Source organism: Duganella sp. 1411, assembly GCF_017833525.1.
In the GTDB taxonomy this organism is placed as follows: Bacteria; Pseudomonadota; Gammaproteobacteria; order Burkholderiales; family Burkholderiaceae_D; genus Rugamonas.
The window spans coordinates 104,012-118,874 of the sequence record NZ_JAFICD010000011.1 but is presented as its reverse complement, the minus strand read 5'-3'; the positions used below and the strand labels follow the sequence as shown (position 1 = coordinate 118,874).

The following is a 14,863-nucleotide window of genomic DNA, read 5'->3' as shown; positions in this document are numbered from 1 at the left end:
CGGCGTTCCGCCTCTCAAGTCCTCCGGCAGGAGGACGCTCGTTCGATGGGCCCCCGGGGCGGATTGGCGGGCCTCGCCCGCTAATCCGCCCTACGTGTCACCGTGGTGCTCATCAGGTGCGGGTGATCGACACGCCGCCGTCGACCAGCGACGCCGTGCCGGTGACGAACGACGAATCGTCCGACGCCAGATACAGCACCGAGCGCGCCAATTCCTCCGGCAGCGCCACGCGCTTCAACGCATGCAGATTGGTGATGAAGGACGTCGCCTCCGGCGTATCGTTCATGTCGCGGTACATCGGCGTATCGACCGCGCCGGGCAGCACCGAATTCACGCGCACGCCCTTCGGCCCGTATTCCGCCGCCAGCGCCTGCGTCAGGCCGATCAAGCCCGCCTTGCTGGCCGCGTAAGCCGCCACGCCGGGAAACGCGAAGCTATAACCGACGAAGGTCGAGGTGAAAATCACCGAACCGCCGCCATGCTTGATCATCTCCGGAATCTGATGCTTGGCGCCGAGGAAGGCGCTGGTCAGGTTGGCGGCCAGCGTGTCGTTCCAGCCCTGCTCCGACACGCCGGTGGTCTCGCCCATCTCGCCCAAGGTGCCGGCGTTGTTGTAGGCGATATCGAGGCGGCCATACGCTTCGACGGCGGCGGCAACCAGGCGCGCGTTGAACGCCTCCAAGGTGACGTCGCCGGCCAGCGCGACGGCTTGTCCGCCATCGGCCTCGATTTCCGCGACCAGCGTGGCCAGTTCGGCTTCGCGGCGCGCCGCGACGACGACCTTGGCGCCTTCGGCTGCGAACAGTTTGGCGGTGGCGCGGCCGATGCCCGACGATGCGCCAGTGACGATGGCGACTTTGTTTTGTAAGCGGTTCATGTTGAAGCTCCTTGTGGTGGGTTAGTGAAGCCATCATAAGATTCACCAACCCAACCATCAATCGGCCAAACAGCAATAGACCATTCACAAAATGTGAATTGAAACTCCTATTCGACCGCCTTGACCATGTCCTCGATGACCTTTTTAGCGTCGCCGAACACCATCATCGTATTGGCCTGGTAGAACAACTCGTTATCCAGGCCGGCGTAACCGGACGCCATCGAGCGCTTGTTGACGATGATGCTCTTGGCCTTGTACGCCTCCAGGATCGGCATGCCGGCGATCGGCGACTTCGGATCCTTGGCGGCCGGGTTGACCACGTCGTTCGCGCCAAGGATCAGCACCACGTCGGTCTGGCCGAATTCGCCGTTGATGTCCTCCATCTCGAACACCTGGTCGTACGGCACCTCGGCCTCGGCCAGCAGCACGTTCATGTGGCCCGGCATGCGCCCCGCCACCGGATGGATCGCGTACTTCACGCTCACGCCCTTTTCCGTCAGCTTTGCGACCAGTTCCTTGAGCGCGTGCTGCGCGCGCGCCACCGCCAGGCCGTAGCCCGGCACGATGATCACGCTTTCGGCGTTGGCCATGATGAACGAGGCGTCGTCGGCCGAACCGGATTTGACCGGGCGCTGCTCCTTGGCGCCGCCGGCGCCCGCCTCCGCCGGGGCGCCGCCGAAGCCGCCCAGGATCACGTTGAAGAACGAGCGGTTCATCGCCTTGCACATGATGTACGACAGGATCGCGCCGCTTGATCCGACCAGCGAACCGGCGATGATCAGCATCGCGTTATTGAGCGAGAAGCCGATCCCCGCCGCCGCCCAGCCGGAGTAGGAGTTCAGCATCGACACCACCACCGGCATGTCGGCGCCGCCGATCGGGATGATGATCAACACGCCCAGCACGAAGGCGATCGCGGTCATGATCAGGAACGGCGTCCACGCGGGCGCCACGCCGCCGGCGAAGCAGAACGCCAGCCCCAGGCCGACCATGACGATGGCCAGCACCAGGTTGAGCATGTGCTGGCCGGCGAAGCTGACCGGCGCGCCCTGGAACAGGCGGAACTTGTATTTACCCGACAGCTTGCCGAACGCGATGACCGATCCGGAGAAGGTGATCGCGCCGACGAAGGTGCCGATGAACAGTTCGATGCGGTTACCGAACGGCAGCGCCTCGCCCACCGCCGCGATGCCGAAGGCGTGCGGCTCCGACACCGCCGCCACCGCGATGCACACCGCCGCCAGGCCGATCAGCGAGTGCATCGCCGCCACCAGTTCCGGCATCTTGGTCATCTCGACTTTTTTGGCCAGCAGCGCGCCGATGCCGCCGCCGACCACCACGCCCGCCAGCACCAGCGCCAGGCCCATGCCGCCGCCCGTGCCGGCGGTGACGGCCTCCGCGCGCAGCTTGAGGATCAAGGCGATCGTCGTCACCACCGCGATCGCCATGCCGGACATGCCGAAGGCGTTACCGGTGCGCGCCGTGCCCGGCGACGACAGCCCTTTGAGCGCCTGGATAAAACACACCGACGCGATGAGATACATCATCGTCACCAGGTTCATGGAGATGAAATTCATGCGCTCTCTCCCGCTTTGTCGCCTACTTTTCCGCCTACCTGGTCGCCCGCCTTGGCTGGCGCCGGCTTGGCCTTCGGCTCCTTCTTGCGGAACATCTCCAGCATGCGCTGCGTGACCAGAAAGCCGCCGAACACATTGACGGCGGCCAGCGCCACCGCGACGGTGCCGGCGACCTGCCCGATCACGCCCTCGGTCAGCGAGGCGGCCAGCATGGCGCCGACGATGATGATCGCCGAGACGGCGTTGGTGACCGCCATCAGCGGCGTATGCAGCGCCGGCGTGACGGTCCAGACCACGTGGTAGCCGACGTAGATCGCCAGCACGAAGATGATCAGATTGATGATGGTGTGGCTCACTTCCATGGTGTTCCCCTTTATTTTCTTAAGAGTTCGCCGCCGGTGCACAGCAGCGTCGCCTTGATGATTTCGTCCTCGCGGTCGATCGCCAACTTGTCTTCCTTGTCGATGATCAGCTTGAGGAAGTCGAGCACATTGCGCGCGTACAGCGCCGACGCGTCGGCCGCCACCAAGGTCGCCAGATCGGGCTCGCCGACGATGTGCACGCCGTGCTTGACCACCGTTTTATTGAGCTCCGAGAGCGGGCAGTTGCCGCCCTGCGACACGGCCAGGTCGACGATCACCGATCCCGGCTTCATCGCCTTGACCGTCTCCTCGGAGATCAGCACCGGCGCCGGACGCCCCGGTATCAGCGCGGTGGTGATGATGACGTCGGCCAGCTTGGCCCGTTCGTGCACCAGCTCCGCCTGGCGGCGCATCCAGTCGGCCGGCATCGGCCGCGCGTAGCCGCCCACACCCTGCGCGATCTCTTTTTCCTCGTCGGTGAGGAAAGGCACGTCGATGAATTTCGCGCCCAGCGACTCGACCTGCTCCTTGACGGGCGGCCGCACGTCGGACGCCTCGATCACGGCGCCAAGTCGCTTGGCCGTGGCGATCGCCTGCAGGCCGGCCACGCCCACGCCCATGATCAACACGCGCGCCGCCTTGACCGTGCCGGCCGCCGTCATCAGCATCGGCATGAAGCGCTGGTAGGTATTGGCCGCCACCAGCACCGCCTTGTAGCCGGCGATGTTGGCCTGCGAGGACAGCACGTCCATCGACTGCGCGCGCGTGATGCGCGGCACCGCCTCGAGCGCGAACGCCTGCAGGCCGGCCGACGCCATCGCGGCGTTGTTGTCGGCGTCGAAGGGATTGAGCATGCCGATCACCACGGTGCCCGGCTTGATCAGCGCGCGCTCGTCGGCGTTGGGGGCGCGCACCTTGAGCACCACCTCGGCCCCGTAGGCCTCGGCCGCGTCGACGATGCGCGCGCCGGCCGCCACGTAGGCCTCGTCGGTGACCGAGGCGGCCAGCCCGGCGCCGGACTGCACCAGCACCTCATGTTTGGCCGCCAGCTTCTTGACCGTTTCCGGTGTGGCGGCGACCCGGGTCTCCCCCGGCCTTGTCTCGGCCGGTACGCTTATTCTCATGCTGCCTCCAATGATTAACAAACTGACTAGAATCTAACACGGAAATGCCGGGCCCGCGGCCGTCCGGGGAACCATCATACCGAATGTGTATTTATCAATACATAGCGGATTTATCACATCATTTATGACTATTTATCACGAAACGCCGTCGAAAATGTGGGATCTTGCGCAAACCACACAGTCAACCACGGTTTATCCGAGCAAACCTTGTTTTTGTTCAACACGAGCTCATCTTTTAGCGATCGCGGTTTCAAACCAAACCTCCGGAACAGGCTAAAATGTCGGCTCTTTCAAGGATGACACATGCCGCGTATCTGGAAACCCTCTGTGACTGTTGCCGCCATCGTCGAAAAAGATGGCAAATTCCTGCTGATCGAAGAAGAGACCAGCGACGGCATCCGCATCAACCAGCCGGCCGGCCACCTCGACCCGCACGAGTCGCTCGAGCAGGCGGTGATCCGCGAAACGCTGGAGGAGACGGCATACGACTTCACGCCGACGGCGCTGGTGGGCATGTACATGTCGCGCTACACCTCCAACCGCACCGGCGAGGAAGTGACGTATCTGCGCTTCACGTTCTGCGGCACGCCGGGCGCGCAGCACGACCGTCCGCTCGACGAGGGCATCCTGCGCACGATGTGGCTCACGCGCGACGAACTGGCCGCCTGCGCCGACCGTCACCGCAGCCCCACGGTGCTGCAATGCGTCGACGAATACCTGGCCGGGCGGCGCGCCCCGCTGGAACTGATACAAACACACGCCTCCGTGTTCAACGCGGTGAGCACCGCTAATGGATAGAAGGCTGGAAAAGTAATGAGCAAGAAAAAAGTCGTGATCGGTATGTCGGGCGGGGTCGATTCCTCGGTCGCGGCGTGGATGCTGAAGGAACAGGGCTACGACGTGGTCGGCCTGTTCATGAAGAACTGGGAAGACGACGACGATTCCGAATACTGCTCGACGCGGCAGGACTGGATCGACGCGGCCAGCGTGGCCGACGTCATCGGCGTCGACATCGAGGCGGTCAACTTCGCCAGCGAATACAAGGACCGCGTGTTCGCCGACTTCCTGCGCGAATACCAGGCCGGCCGCACGCCGAATCCGGACGTGCTGTGCAACGCCGAAATCAAATTCAAGGCCTTCCTCGACCACGCGATGCACCTGGGGGCGGACTTGATCGCCACCGGCCATTACGCGCGGGTGCGCCGGAACGGTGAAAAATTCGAGCTGCTCAAGGCGGTCGACCACACCAAGGACCAGAGCTACTTCCTGCACCGCCTGAACCAGGCGCAGTTGTCGAAGACCTTGTTCCCGCTGGGCGAGATTCCCAAGACCGAAGTGCGCCAGATCGCCGAAAAGCTCAAGCTGCCGAACGCCGCCAAGAAGGATTCGACCGGCATCTGCTTCATCGGCGAGCGGCCGTTCCGCGAGTTTTTGAATCGCTACCTGTCGTACAAGCCGGGCCCGATGAAGACCGACGACGGCAAGACCGTCGGCGAGCATGTCGGCCTGTCGTTCTACACGCTGGGGCAGCGCAAGGGCATCGGCGTGGGCGGGATGAAGGCGTACAAGAACCCGGACGGCAGCAGCGACGCCTGGTACGTGGCGCGCAAGGACGTGGCCAACAACACGCTCTACATCGTGCAGGGCCACGAGCATCCGTGGCTGCTGTCATCGGACCTGCGCGCCGACCAGGCCAGCTGGATCGCCGGCGAGGCGCCGTCGCCGCGCGCGATGGCGGCCAAGACGCGCTACCGCCAGGCCGACGTGGCGTGCGAGCTCGCGCCCGAGGGCGACTCGGACTTCGCGTTGAAATTCATGGATGCCCAATGGGCGGTGACGCCGGGCCAGTCGGCGGTGCTGTACGACGGCGACGTATGCCTGGGCGGCGGCATCATCGACAGCTCGACCTTCGCGGCCTGACAACCCGAACCCGCACCCCGGCTTATGCGTCGCGGGTTGCGGGTTAGGCCTCGCCGCCGTCGCCGGCTGCCGCGTCCCCGCTCTCCTTGGCCATGGCCGCGCGCTGGCGCTTGACCATCGCAATGACCACGTTGCGTATCGTGTTGAGCACCGTGTCGGCCTTGAACGGCTTGACGATGAAACCACTCACGCCCATCGCGTGCGCGGCCTGGATGGTGGCGGCGTCGAATTCGCTCGAGACCATGAAGATCAAGGTCTTGGGCCACTTGGTCCTGATCTCGCGCACCACGTCCTCGCCGTTTTCCATCTGCTCGCGGGCGATGCAGACGATGTGCGGATTGAACTTGATCAGCAGCGCCAGCCCGGCGGCGCAGGTGTGGCTTTGGCCCACCACGTCGTAGCCGCCGTCGAGCAGCACCGTGTTGAGCAGGCCGCGCGCGACCGCGCTCGAATCGATAATGACCGCTTTTAACATCTTGCAAACCTTGTCTTGTTTTGTGTGCGCGCCACGGGCTATTGCCGGTCCCACGCCAGCATATTCCACGTCACGCCGACCCGCACATCTGTTTTCAATTGCACCAATTGTCTCGAAAGATACAGCATTTCGCGCTCTTTTCGTAGAGTTTCGCCCAGCGTGTCCTTCAGAATCCCGGCCCCGGCCATGATGGCGTCCAGATTGCCGTAAGTTCGCAACAGTCGGGCCGCCGTCTTGACGCCCACCTTGGACACGCCGGGGATCGAATCGGTGACGTCGCCCATCAGCGCCAGCAGGTCCGGCAGCTGCTCGGCCGGCACGCCCCACTTCTGCTCGACCCACGCGTGGTCGTGCCACTCGCTCTTGAAATGGTCCCACACGCGGGCGCCGTGGGCGATCAGGCCGTGCAGGTCCTTGTCGGTGCTGGCGATGGTGGCCTCGCCGCGGCCGTCGGCCAGCCAGCGCAGCACCACGGTGCCGATGACGTCGTCGGCCTCGACCTCCGGCAGCGAGACCACGTGCAGGCCGAAGCCGGCGAGCTTGTCGTAGAACGCCGGCAGCGCCGCGCGCAGCTCGGCGGGCATCGGCGCGCGGCCCTCGCGGTAGCCGGCGTACAAGTCGTGGCGCCAGGTGCGCCCGCCGAAGTCGAAGGCCGGCAGCACGTGGGTCGGTTCGTGGTCGTTGACCAGCGTGCGGAACGACGACAGCGCGTGGCGCAGCGCGATGTCGGCCTTTTCGGCGCTATCGGGTTCGGGACTGGCTTCGTAGACGCGGCGTACGATATTGAGGCCGTCGATGGCAAGGAGTCTACCCATGTTCAACTTCATCCGGGCTTGATCAAGCCGCCATTTTACCCGACGCGGCTCAACCTTACTTCAACAACTCATACGGTCCGCCGCGCTCGATCGCGCGCTGGAAGGCGGGACGCGCGTGGATGCGCCGCAGGAAGTCGGTCAGTTTCGGACGGCTCGCATCGAGCCCGGCGCGCGCGGCGGCCGCCTCCAGCGGAAAACTCATCTGGATGTCGGCCGCGCTGAACTCGGCACCGGCGAACCACGGCGACGTGGCCAGTTCATTTTCCAGGTACGTCAGCTGCGCCTCGATCTGCGGCTCGATGTAGCTGCCCTTGACCTTGCGCGCGATGGCCTTGGCGATCGGCTTGACGAAGAACGGCGCCGGACTGGTCTCGACGCGGTCGAACACCAGCTTCATCAGCAACGGCGCCATCGCCGAGCCTTCGGCGAAATGCAGGAAATAGGTCCAGCGCCGGCGCTCGGCGGTGCCGGCCGGCGGCACCAACCGGCCGGCACCGTATTTCTCGACCAGGTATTCGACGATCGCGCCCGACTCGGCCACGACCACACCGTCGTCGGTGATCACCGGCGACTTGCCCAGCGGGTGGATGGCGCGCAGCTCCGGCGGCGCCAGCATCGTCTTCGGGTCGCGCTGGTAGCGCACGATCTCATACTCCAGTCCCAGTTCCTCGAGCAGCCAGAGCACCCGCTGCGAGCGCGAATTGTTGAGGTGGTGGACAACGATCATGATGGGTTCCCGAAAAAAGAACGGCCGTGCGCCGCGACCGCGCTAGCTTAGCATTATTGGCCCGCGTCTGGCTGACAGATCGGTAATGGATTCCGGCAAGAAACAGCAGTACACTGATCCTCCCAGCCGCCGCCATGCAAACGCCCATGAATCTGCTCTCTCCGCGCTACCTCGCCTTCGTCGCCGCCGTCGTCACCCTGTTCGCCGCGCTGGCCTTGGGCGCGCCCTGGTGGATACCCGCGATCGCCGCCGCGCTCACCGTCGTCGGCATCAGCGATCTGCTGCAAACCAAGCGCGCGCTGCGCCGCAACTACCCGATCCTGGCGCATTTCCGCTTCTTCTTCGAATCGATCCGCCCCGAGATCCGCCAGTACCTGCTGGAGGACGACACGGTGGCCGAGCCGTTCTCGCGCAACCAGCGCAGCATCGTCTACCAGCGCGCCAAGATGGACACCGACAAGCGCCCGTTCGGCACCCAGCTCGACGTCTACGCGCCCGGCTACGAATGGATCAACCACGCGATCGTGCCGGCGGCCGAACAAGGTCACGACTTCCGCATCGAGATCGGCAACCACCCGGACTGCCCGCGCGCGCAGCCCTATTCGGCCAGCGTGTTCAACATCTCGGCGATGAGCTTTGGCGCGCTGTCGGCCAACGCCATCATGGCGCTCAACGGCGGCGCCAAGGCCGGCGGCTTCATGCACGACACCGGCGAGGGCAGCATCAGCCCCTATCACCGGGAGCACGGCGGCGATTTGGTGTGGGAGATCGGTTCCGGCTACTTCGGCTGCCGCGACGCCGAGGGCCGCTTCTCGGAGGCGAACTTCGTCGCCAACGCCACCTCGCCGCAGGTCAAGATGATCGAATTGAAGCTGTCGCAGGGGGCCAAGCCGGGCCACGGCGGCGTGCTGCCGGGCGCCAAGGTCACCATCGAAATCGCCACCACGCGCGGCGTCGCGATGGGGGTGGACTGCGTCTCGCCGTCGAGCCACTCGGCGTTTTCCACTCCGCTGGAGATGCTGGCGTTTATCGACAGGCTGCGCAATCTGTCGGGCGGCAAGCCGACCGGCTTCAAGCTCGCCATCGGCCATCCGTGGGAGTTTTTCGGCATCGTCAAGGCGATGCTGGCGACCGGCATCACGCCCGACTTCATCGTCGTCGACGGCGGCGAGGGCGGCACCGGCGCCGCGCCGCTCGAATTCACCGACCATGTCGGCACGCCGCTGCAGGAGGCGCTGCTGCTGGTGCATAACACGCTGGTCGGCGCCAACCTGCGCGACAAGATCAAGATCGGCGCCTCGGGCAAGATCATCACCGCGTTCGACGTCGCCCGCATCATCGCCATTGGCGCCGACTGGTGCAATTCGGCGCGCGGCTTCATGTTCGCGCTCGGGTGCATCCAGTCGCAAAGCTGCCACACCGACAAGTGCCCGACCGGCGTGGCGACGCAGGACCAGAACCGCCAGCGCGCGCTGGTGGTGCCGGACAAGATGCGGCGCGTGACCAACTTCCATCAGAACACGATGGCCGCGCTGGCGCAGCTGATCGCCGCCGCCGGCTTAACGCACCCGTCGCAGCTCAAGCCGCGCCACCTGGTGCGGCGCATCTCCCCCAACCAGGTCAAGCTGGTGTCGCAGTTGCTGCCGTATCTGGAGGCGGGACAGCTGCTCGACCCGAGCCAGCTGGCGCGCCTGCCGCCGGTGTTCGGCCTGTATTGGCCGATGGCGCAGGCGGAGTCGTTTAATCCGCTGTGCTAAACGTTCAACGGTTCCACGTAGGGCGGATTAGGCGGAACGCCGTAATCCGCCAATGCGTCCGCCGTCGAGACGCACGCATTGGCGGATTACGCTGCGCTAATCCGCCCTACGTGATTCAGAGTGATTCCGCGTGGCTCGGCTTAGCGCTGGACGTGCAGCTTGATGACGCGCTTGTGCGGCGTCGAGGAATCCGAAGAGGATGAAGACGACGCGGCCGGCGCCGACGTGTCGCACGAGCCGCAGCTGCCGCAGCCGTCGCCGCAGTTCGACTGCGTCTTGAACAACTTGGCGAGCTTGTCCTGATCGAACCCGCGCCGCGTCAGGAAGTAAACGATCCGCTGGCGCCACGCCGCCGGCAGGTACTTGGTGCAAAAGTGCAGCACCGCCGCCGCGACGATCAATCCCACGATAATCTGCTGCCACATATCAGCCTCCCGTCAACCTATCAGCGCCAGCGAAATACGGTACGTCAGGAACGACGCCACGTACGCCAGCGCGAACATATAACCCGCCATCAGCAACGGATAGCGGATGCTGTTGGTCTCGCGCCGCACCACGCTCAGCGTCGACAAACACTGCGGCGCGAACACATACCACGCCAGCAGCGACAACGCCGTCGGCAGCGCCCACGACGCCGCCAGGATAGGCGTCAGCGACTGCGCCAGGTCGTCGCCGCTCTGCGACAACGCATACACGGTGCCCAGCGCGCCGACCGCCACTTCGCGCGCGGCCATGCCCGGCACCAGCGCGATGCAGATCTGCCAGTTGAAGCCGATCGGCGCGAACACGAATTCGAGCGCGCGGCCGATCATGCCGGCGACGCTGTAATAGATCGCCGGATGGGTCGCCCCTTCCGGCGCGCCCGGGAAGGTGCTGAGGAACCACACCAGAATCATCAACGTCAGGATCACGGTACCGACGCGCGTGAGGAAGATCCGCGCCCGCTCCCACAGGCCCAGCGCCAGATTGCGCATGTGCGGCCAGTGGTAGGCCGGCAGTTCCAGCATCAGCGGCTGCTTGTGGCGCGAGCCCATGGCGCGCTTCATGAAGTAGGCCACCGCCATCGCCGAGACGATGCCGGCGAAGTACAGCACGAACAGCACCAGCCCCTGGAGGCTCATGAAGCCGCCCACCTGGCGGTCCGGAATGAAGGCGGCGATCACCAGCGCGTACACCGGCAGCCGCGCGGAACACGTCATCAGCGGCGCGATCATGATCGTCACCAGGCGGTCGCGCTTATTCTGGATGGTGCGCGCGGCCATCACGCCGGGGATCGCGCACGCAAAGCTCGACAGCAGCGGAATGAAGGCGCGGCCCGACAGGCCGACGCCGCCCATCAGCCGGTCCAGCAGGAAGGCGGCGCGCGGCAGGTAGCCGCAGTCCTCCAGCATCAGGATGAAGAAGAACAGGATCAGAATCTGCGGCAGGAACACCAGCACGCTGCCGACCCCGCCCATGATGCCCTCCACCAGCAGGCTGCGCAGCATGCCCTCGGGCAGCAGGGCGCCCAGCATCTTGCCCAGGCTTTCGACGCCGCCGGAGATCATCTCCATCGGCACCGTGGCCCAGCTGAACACCGCCTGGAACACCAGGAACATCAGCACCGCCAGGATGACCGGGCCGAGCACCGGGTGCAGCACCACGTTGTCGATCTTCTCGCTCAAATTGCCGGTGTCGTGGACGTCGTTGCTGACGGCGGCCAGGATGCGGCGCACCTCGCGCTGCGTGTCCTCCACCGAGACGGCGTCGATCGCCGCCAGCGGCTTGGGCTTGGACACCGCCAGCGGCAGCATCAGCTCGAGCGCGCGCACCAGCGACTTTTCGCCGCCGGCCTGCACCGCCACCGTCTCCACCACCGGCATGCCCAGTTCATCGGCCAGCAGGTCGGCGTCGATCTCGATGCCGCGCTTCTTGGCCACGTCGACCATGTTCAGCGCCAGCACCATCGGCAGGCCCAGACGTTTGATCTCCAGCACCAGGCGCAGGTTCAGGCGCAGGTTGGTGGCGTTGACGACGCACACCACCACGTCCGGCGCGGCCTCGCCGGCGCGCAGGCCGGCGACGACGTCGCGCGTGATTTCCTCGTCCGGCGTGTGGGCCGACAGACTATAGGCGCCCGGCAGATCGAGCACGCGGAAGGCGTGGCCGTCCGGCGAGTTGAACGAGCCCTCCTTGCGCTCGATGGTCACGCCGGCGTAATTGGCGACCTTCTGGCGCGAGCCGGTCAGGCGGTTGAACAGCGCGGTCTTGCCGCAATTGGGATTGCCCAGCAAGGCCACGATGGGCGTCTGGGAGATCACGGGCGCCTGCGGCACCGCTTTTTCTACTGCACCCATTATTTATTGGTCCGGTTGAATCGTAATCAGCGCGGCTTCGAAGCGGCGCAACGCGAAAGTGGAGTTGCCGACCTTGATGGCCAGCGGCTCGCCGCCCGGCATGCCGCGCTTGAGCAGGCGGACTTTTTCGCCGGGCACGAACCCGAGCTCCATCAGCCGCCGTGCCAGGCCGATGCCGTCGTCGGCCGCGTCGCCGGGGGAGACGCCCACCACGGTGGCGAAAGCGCCGATCGCCAGGGCGTCCAGAGTGATCAGGGGAACAGCATGCGTCATGAGCTAAGTCCGGTCAGGATGCGCCGGCGCCGGGGCGGCGACGCGCCCGGCGGTACGCATCATCGCGTTCTCGCCGGAAATAAGATAGTAGCATTATAAACGGTAATGCGAATTACTACTATTTACGCTTGCATCGGCCGCCGAGTTGAGGCAGTATACGATTAATGATAATGATTCGCATTAAGTTACTTGCAATCATGTCTTTATTGCTCATGTTCCCGTATTTGTGCGGCCTAGCCAGAAGGTGTATCGATGATTGTATGTGTCTGCAACAACATATCTGATCGTGAAATTCGTCAAGCCGTGGAACTGGGCGTGGCGTCGATCGAAGAACTGCGCCGCGACCTGGGCGTATCGACCTGCTGCGGCCAATGCTTCGACTGCGCCGAACAAATCCTCAACGAGCATCTGGCAACGATCCAGGCCACCGCCGAGATCAACGAAACCGTGTTGAAGCGTCCCGTCTTCACCAACTAATTATGAACACCATGACCTATAGCCGGACGGCGCCGTCGCTGTCCGGGAACGACGCTGGAACGCCGCCGCGCATGCCCCGGCAAGCGAAACCGCGCGGACGCCGGTTCGCCCCGCTGGTGGCGATCGTCGCCGGTCATGCGTTGATGTTTTACGCGATCAATACGGGGATGATGGGCAAGATCGTCACCGCGGTCATGCCCAAGGTCGTCACGGTGACCTTCGTCGCCTCGCCCGAGCCGCTCAAGCCGGCCCCGCCGCCGCCGAAGACGGTGCCGGTCGTGAAGCTGACGCCAACCTACATCCCGCCGATGCCGGTGCTGGCCACGCCGCAGGTCGAGCCGACGATCACCGTCGCGCCGCCGGCGCCGCGCACCAATCAGCCGGCCGCGCCGGCCGTCGCCGGACCGGTGGCCCCGGCCGCGCCCGCGCCGGCGGTGCCGTCGGCGCCGAAAACCATCACGGGTGTGGAATATATCCGCGCGCCGCAGCCGGTGTATCCGAGCATCGCCCGCCGCATGGGCGAAAGCGGGATCGTCATGCTGCGCGTGCTGATCGGGGAAAAGGGTCTGGCGGAGCAGGTGACGATCCAAAAATCGTCGGGCTCCGAGAAGCTCGATGAAGCAGGCCGCCAGGCCGTGCTGCGCGCGCTGTACAAGCCGTATATCGAGGATGGCAAGGCGATCCCGGTGTACGCGCTGGTGCCGATCAATTTCCAGTTGGGTTAAGCCAAACCCGGCCACCTTTCAGCGACACGCCCGCGTCACAACTTAGGGGTCGTACCCCGCCGGGGTACGACCCCGCATGGCCGTGCGGGTCAAGCATTTACAAATCCAAGCGCCCCTCGATCGAATCATCGAGCGTCTTGCCGATGACTGCACCGATCAGCATCTTCACGCCCGCCACCGCGCGGCCATGCTTGGTATCCCAATAATAACCATAGGTCGGCGCGAACTTGATCAGCGTGATACGCGGATCATCCTCGCCCTCGGTGAACCAGGTCTTCATCGTAAAGCTCCACAGCTCCTTCAGCTTCGCGCGGTCGCGCAGCACGGTGGCCACGCCCTCGATGTGCATGAACTCCGAATGGGCCGAACCCTGGAAGTACAGCGTGGCCGACGGGTCGGCCGCCAACTCCTGGTTCTTCAGGCTGTCGCTGGCGCTGATGAACCAGATGTTACCCAGGTCGTCGACCTGCAGCGCCGTCATCGGCCGCGCGTCGCCTGGGCCGCCGTCGCCGTCGTTGGTGCAGAAGAAGCAGCCCGGCGTGCTGTCGACGAAGTCCCTGATTTTCTTGACGGCATCCTCGCCGATCAGATCCTGATGGTTTTGTTCCGGTTGATTGGCATTGATCGAATCCATGGCGCGCTCCTGATAAGTAGAGCTGCCATGGTAGCGCCGGCGGGGGCGGCGCTCGGTGGGCTGACACACACTTGCGGTCACGAATGCTAATTGTTTTCATTAACGCCAACAATCTCACTCCGGGGATATTGATACGCTTTTTAGCCGCCGAGCACGATTTACGCCCGTGGTGCTACGCCTCGCGCGCCCGTTCGTGGCAGAATGCGGGTATTCCACCACCATTTTAGAAAGCCACCCCATGAAGGGCGACCCAGAAGTCATCCGTTTGCTGAATGCTCAGCTGACCAACGAACTTACCGCTATCAACCAGTACTTCCTCCACGCGCGCATGTACAAGCACTGGGGCCTGGAAAAGATCGCGAAGAAAGAATACGAAGAATCGATCGGCGAAATGAAGCACGCCGACAAGCTGATCGACCGCATCCTGATGCTCGACGGCCTGCCGAACCTGCAAGCGATGCACAAGATCATGATCGGCGAGCACACCGAGGAAATGATCGGCTGCGACCTGACCTTGGAAAAAGGCGCGCAGCTGACCGTCAAGGAAGGCATCGCCACCGCCGAAAAGGCCGGCGACTACGTCTCGCGCGACCTGCTGCTGATGATTTTGGAAGACACCGAAGAGCACATCGACTGGCTCGAAACGCAGCTGGACCTGATCGGCAAGATCGGCATCCAGAACTACCTGCAAAGCCAGATGAACGAAGAGTAAACCCGACCCGGGACGCGAAAGCCGGGGTCGTACGGGGACGCCGAGTCCCCGCATGGGGTACGACCCCTTAGG

The 14,863-nt window shown here is 64.5% G+C and carries 17 protein-coding genes; 6 read left to right on the top strand and 11 right to left on the bottom strand.

The window, feature by feature from the left end:
* Positions 1-112 precede the first annotated feature (112 nt).
* The 4 genes from JOD97_RS31995 to JOD97_RS31980 form a co-directional block, all read right to left on the bottom strand.
* The gene (locus JOD97_RS31995) at positions 113-877 is read right to left on the bottom strand and encodes an SDR family oxidoreductase (RefSeq protein WP_209726859.1); all 765 of its coding nucleotides are present in this window, start codon (positions 875-877) and stop codon (positions 113-115) included.
* Between the two features lie 107 nt (positions 878-984).
* Positions 985-2,454, bottom strand: a complete 1,470-nt coding sequence (locus JOD97_RS31990; protein WP_209726858.1) for an NAD(P)(+) transhydrogenase (Re/Si-specific) subunit beta — start codon at positions 2,452-2,454, stop codon at positions 985-987.
* Positions 2,451-2,816: an NAD(P) transhydrogenase subunit alpha gene (locus JOD97_RS31985; RefSeq protein ID WP_209726857.1), complete on the bottom strand. Its 366-nt coding sequence runs from the start codon at positions 2,814-2,816 to the stop codon at positions 2,451-2,453. The genes JOD97_RS31990 and JOD97_RS31985 overlap by 4 nt, the downstream gene beginning before the upstream one ends.
* 11 nt (positions 2,817-2,827) lie before the next feature.
* On the bottom strand, positions 2,828-3,940 hold the full coding sequence (locus JOD97_RS31980) for a Re/Si-specific NAD(P)(+) transhydrogenase subunit alpha (protein WP_209726856.1): 1,113 nt from the start codon (positions 3,938-3,940) through the stop codon (positions 2,828-2,830).
* 303 nt (positions 3,941-4,243) lie between these two features.
* Between JOD97_RS31980 and JOD97_RS31975 the strand changes: the two genes are divergently transcribed.
* Positions 4,244-4,738, top strand: a complete 495-nt coding sequence (locus JOD97_RS31975) for an NUDIX hydrolase (protein ID WP_209726855.1) — start codon at positions 4,244-4,246, stop codon at positions 4,736-4,738.
* 15 nt (positions 4,739-4,753) lie between these two features.
* Entirely contained in the window at positions 4,754-5,860 is a 1,107-nt protein-coding gene (mnmA, locus tag JOD97_RS31970; protein ID WP_209726854.1) for a tRNA 2-thiouridine(34) synthase MnmA, read from the top strand.
* A 43-nt stretch (positions 5,861-5,903) separates the two neighbouring features.
* On the opposite strand, the gene JOD97_RS31965 is transcribed toward mnmA, so the two are convergent.
* Genes JOD97_RS31965 through JOD97_RS31955 form a run of 3 tightly spaced genes read right to left on the bottom strand, consistent with a single transcriptional unit; the run spans position 5,904 to position 7,877 of the window.
* Entirely contained in the window at positions 5,904-6,335 is a 432-nt protein-coding gene (locus JOD97_RS31965; protein WP_209726853.1) for a response regulator, read from the bottom strand.
* Positions 6,336-6,373: 38 nt separating this feature from the next.
* Positions 6,374-7,150 carry a 5'-3' exonuclease H3TH domain-containing protein gene (locus tag JOD97_RS31960; RefSeq protein ID WP_209726852.1) on the bottom strand — a complete coding sequence of 259 codons (777 nt, stop codon included), beginning with the start codon at positions 7,148-7,150 and terminating at the stop codon, positions 6,374-6,376.
* Between the two features lie 55 nt (positions 7,151-7,205).
* The gene (locus tag JOD97_RS31955; protein WP_209726851.1) at positions 7,206-7,877 is read right to left on the bottom strand and encodes a glutathione S-transferase; all 672 of its coding nucleotides are present in this window, start codon (positions 7,875-7,877) and stop codon (positions 7,206-7,208) included.
* A 146-nt stretch (positions 7,878-8,023) separates the two neighbouring features.
* Between JOD97_RS31955 and JOD97_RS31950 the strand changes: the two genes are divergently transcribed.
* A complete protein-coding gene (locus JOD97_RS31950; protein WP_373999984.1) occupies positions 8,024-9,634 on the top strand; it encodes an FMN-binding glutamate synthase family protein in 1,611 nt (536 codons plus the stop codon).
* A gap of 140 nt (positions 9,635-9,774) precedes the next feature.
* Here the strand turns inward: JOD97_RS31950 and JOD97_RS31945 are convergent, their stop codons facing one another.
* Genes JOD97_RS31945 through JOD97_RS31935 form a run of 3 tightly spaced genes read right to left on the bottom strand, consistent with a single transcriptional unit; the run spans position 9,775 to position 12,243 of the window.
* Positions 9,775-10,059, bottom strand: coding sequence for a DUF6587 family protein (locus JOD97_RS31945; protein WP_209726850.1), 285 nt, complete (start codon positions 10,057-10,059; stop codon positions 9,775-9,777).
* A gap of 12 nt (positions 10,060-10,071) precedes the next feature.
* On the bottom strand, positions 10,072-11,970 hold the full coding sequence (locus JOD97_RS31940) for a ferrous iron transporter B (RefSeq protein WP_209726849.1): 1,899 nt from the start codon (positions 11,968-11,970) through the stop codon (positions 10,072-10,074).
* A gap of 3 nt (positions 11,971-11,973) precedes the next feature.
* The gene (locus JOD97_RS31935; RefSeq protein WP_209726848.1) at positions 11,974-12,243 is read right to left on the bottom strand and encodes a FeoA family protein; all 270 of its coding nucleotides are present in this window, start codon (positions 12,241-12,243) and stop codon (positions 11,974-11,976) included.
* A gap of 252 nt (positions 12,244-12,495) precedes the next feature.
* Between JOD97_RS31935 and JOD97_RS31930 the strand changes: the two genes are divergently transcribed.
* Positions 12,496-12,720, top strand: a complete 225-nt coding sequence (locus JOD97_RS31930) for a bacterioferritin-associated ferredoxin (RefSeq protein ID WP_209726847.1) — start codon at positions 12,496-12,498, stop codon at positions 12,718-12,720.
* Between the two features lie 11 nt (positions 12,721-12,731).
* Complete coding sequence (locus tag JOD97_RS31925; protein WP_229264874.1) at positions 12,732-13,445, top strand: energy transducer TonB; 714 nt, start codon at positions 12,732-12,734, stop codon at positions 13,443-13,445.
* Between the two features lie 97 nt (positions 13,446-13,542).
* Here the strand turns inward: JOD97_RS31925 and JOD97_RS31920 are convergent, their stop codons facing one another.
* Positions 13,543-14,079, bottom strand: coding sequence for a pyridoxamine 5'-phosphate oxidase family protein (locus JOD97_RS31920; protein WP_209726845.1), 537 nt, complete (start codon positions 14,077-14,079; stop codon positions 13,543-13,545).
* A 238-nt stretch (positions 14,080-14,317) separates the two neighbouring features.
* On the opposite strand from JOD97_RS31920, the gene bfr reads away from it, so the two are divergent.
* Positions 14,318-14,791, top strand: coding sequence for a bacterioferritin (gene bfr / locus JOD97_RS31915; RefSeq protein WP_209726844.1), 474 nt, complete (start codon positions 14,318-14,320; stop codon positions 14,789-14,791).
* Positions 14,792-14,863: the final 72 nt, after the last annotated feature.

Excerpts from the sequence above, each read along its gene's own strand:
- JOD97_RS31995 (WP_209726859.1), bottom strand. The coding sequence starts at position 877 with ATGAACCGCTTACAAAACAAAGTCGCCATCGTCACTGGCGCATCGTCG.
- JOD97_RS31990 (WP_209726858.1), bottom strand. The coding sequence starts at position 2,454 with ATGAATTTCATCTCCATGAACCTGGTGACGATGATGTATCTCATCGCG.
- JOD97_RS31985 (WP_209726857.1), bottom strand. The coding sequence starts at position 2,816 with ATGGAAGTGAGCCACACCATCATCAATCTGATCATCTTCGTGCTGGCG.
- JOD97_RS31980 (WP_209726856.1), bottom strand. The coding sequence starts at position 3,940 with ATGAGAATAAGCGTACCGGCCGAGACAAGGCCGGGGGAGACCCGGGTC.
- JOD97_RS31975 (WP_209726855.1), top strand. The coding sequence starts at position 4,244 with ATGCCGCGTATCTGGAAACCCTCTGTGACTGTTGCCGCCATCGTCGAA.
- mnmA (WP_209726854.1), top strand. The coding sequence starts at position 4,754 with ATGAGCAAGAAAAAAGTCGTGATCGGTATGTCGGGCGGGGTCGATTCC.
- JOD97_RS31965 (WP_209726853.1), bottom strand. The coding sequence starts at position 6,335 with ATGTTAAAAGCGGTCATTATCGATTCGAGCGCGGTCGCGCGCGGCCTG.
- JOD97_RS31960 (WP_209726852.1), bottom strand. The coding sequence starts at position 7,150 with ATGGGTAGACTCCTTGCCATCGACGGCCTCAATATCGTACGCCGCGTC.
- JOD97_RS31955 (WP_209726851.1), bottom strand. The coding sequence starts at position 7,877 with ATGATCGTTGTCCACCACCTCAACAATTCGCGCTCGCAGCGGGTGCTC.
- JOD97_RS31950 (WP_373999984.1), top strand. The coding sequence starts at position 8,024 with ATGAATCTGCTCTCTCCGCGCTACCTCGCCTTCGTCGCCGCCGTCGTC.
- JOD97_RS31945 (WP_209726850.1), bottom strand. The coding sequence starts at position 10,059 with ATGTGGCAGCAGATTATCGTGGGATTGATCGTCGCGGCGGCGGTGCTG.
- JOD97_RS31940 (WP_209726849.1), bottom strand. The coding sequence starts at position 11,970 with ATGGGTGCAGTAGAAAAAGCGGTGCCGCAGGCGCCCGTGATCTCCCAG.
- JOD97_RS31935 (WP_209726848.1), bottom strand. The coding sequence starts at position 12,243 with ATGACGCATGCTGTTCCCCTGATCACTCTGGACGCCCTGGCGATCGGC.
- JOD97_RS31930 (WP_209726847.1), top strand. The coding sequence starts at position 12,496 with ATGATTGTATGTGTCTGCAACAACATATCTGATCGTGAAATTCGTCAA.
- JOD97_RS31925 (WP_229264874.1), top strand. The coding sequence starts at position 12,732 with ATGACCTATAGCCGGACGGCGCCGTCGCTGTCCGGGAACGACGCTGGA.
- JOD97_RS31920 (WP_209726845.1), bottom strand. The coding sequence starts at position 14,079 with ATGGATTCGATCAATGCCAATCAACCGGAACAAAACCATCAGGATCTG.
- bfr (WP_209726844.1), top strand. The coding sequence starts at position 14,318 with ATGAAGGGCGACCCAGAAGTCATCCGTTTGCTGAATGCTCAGCTGACC.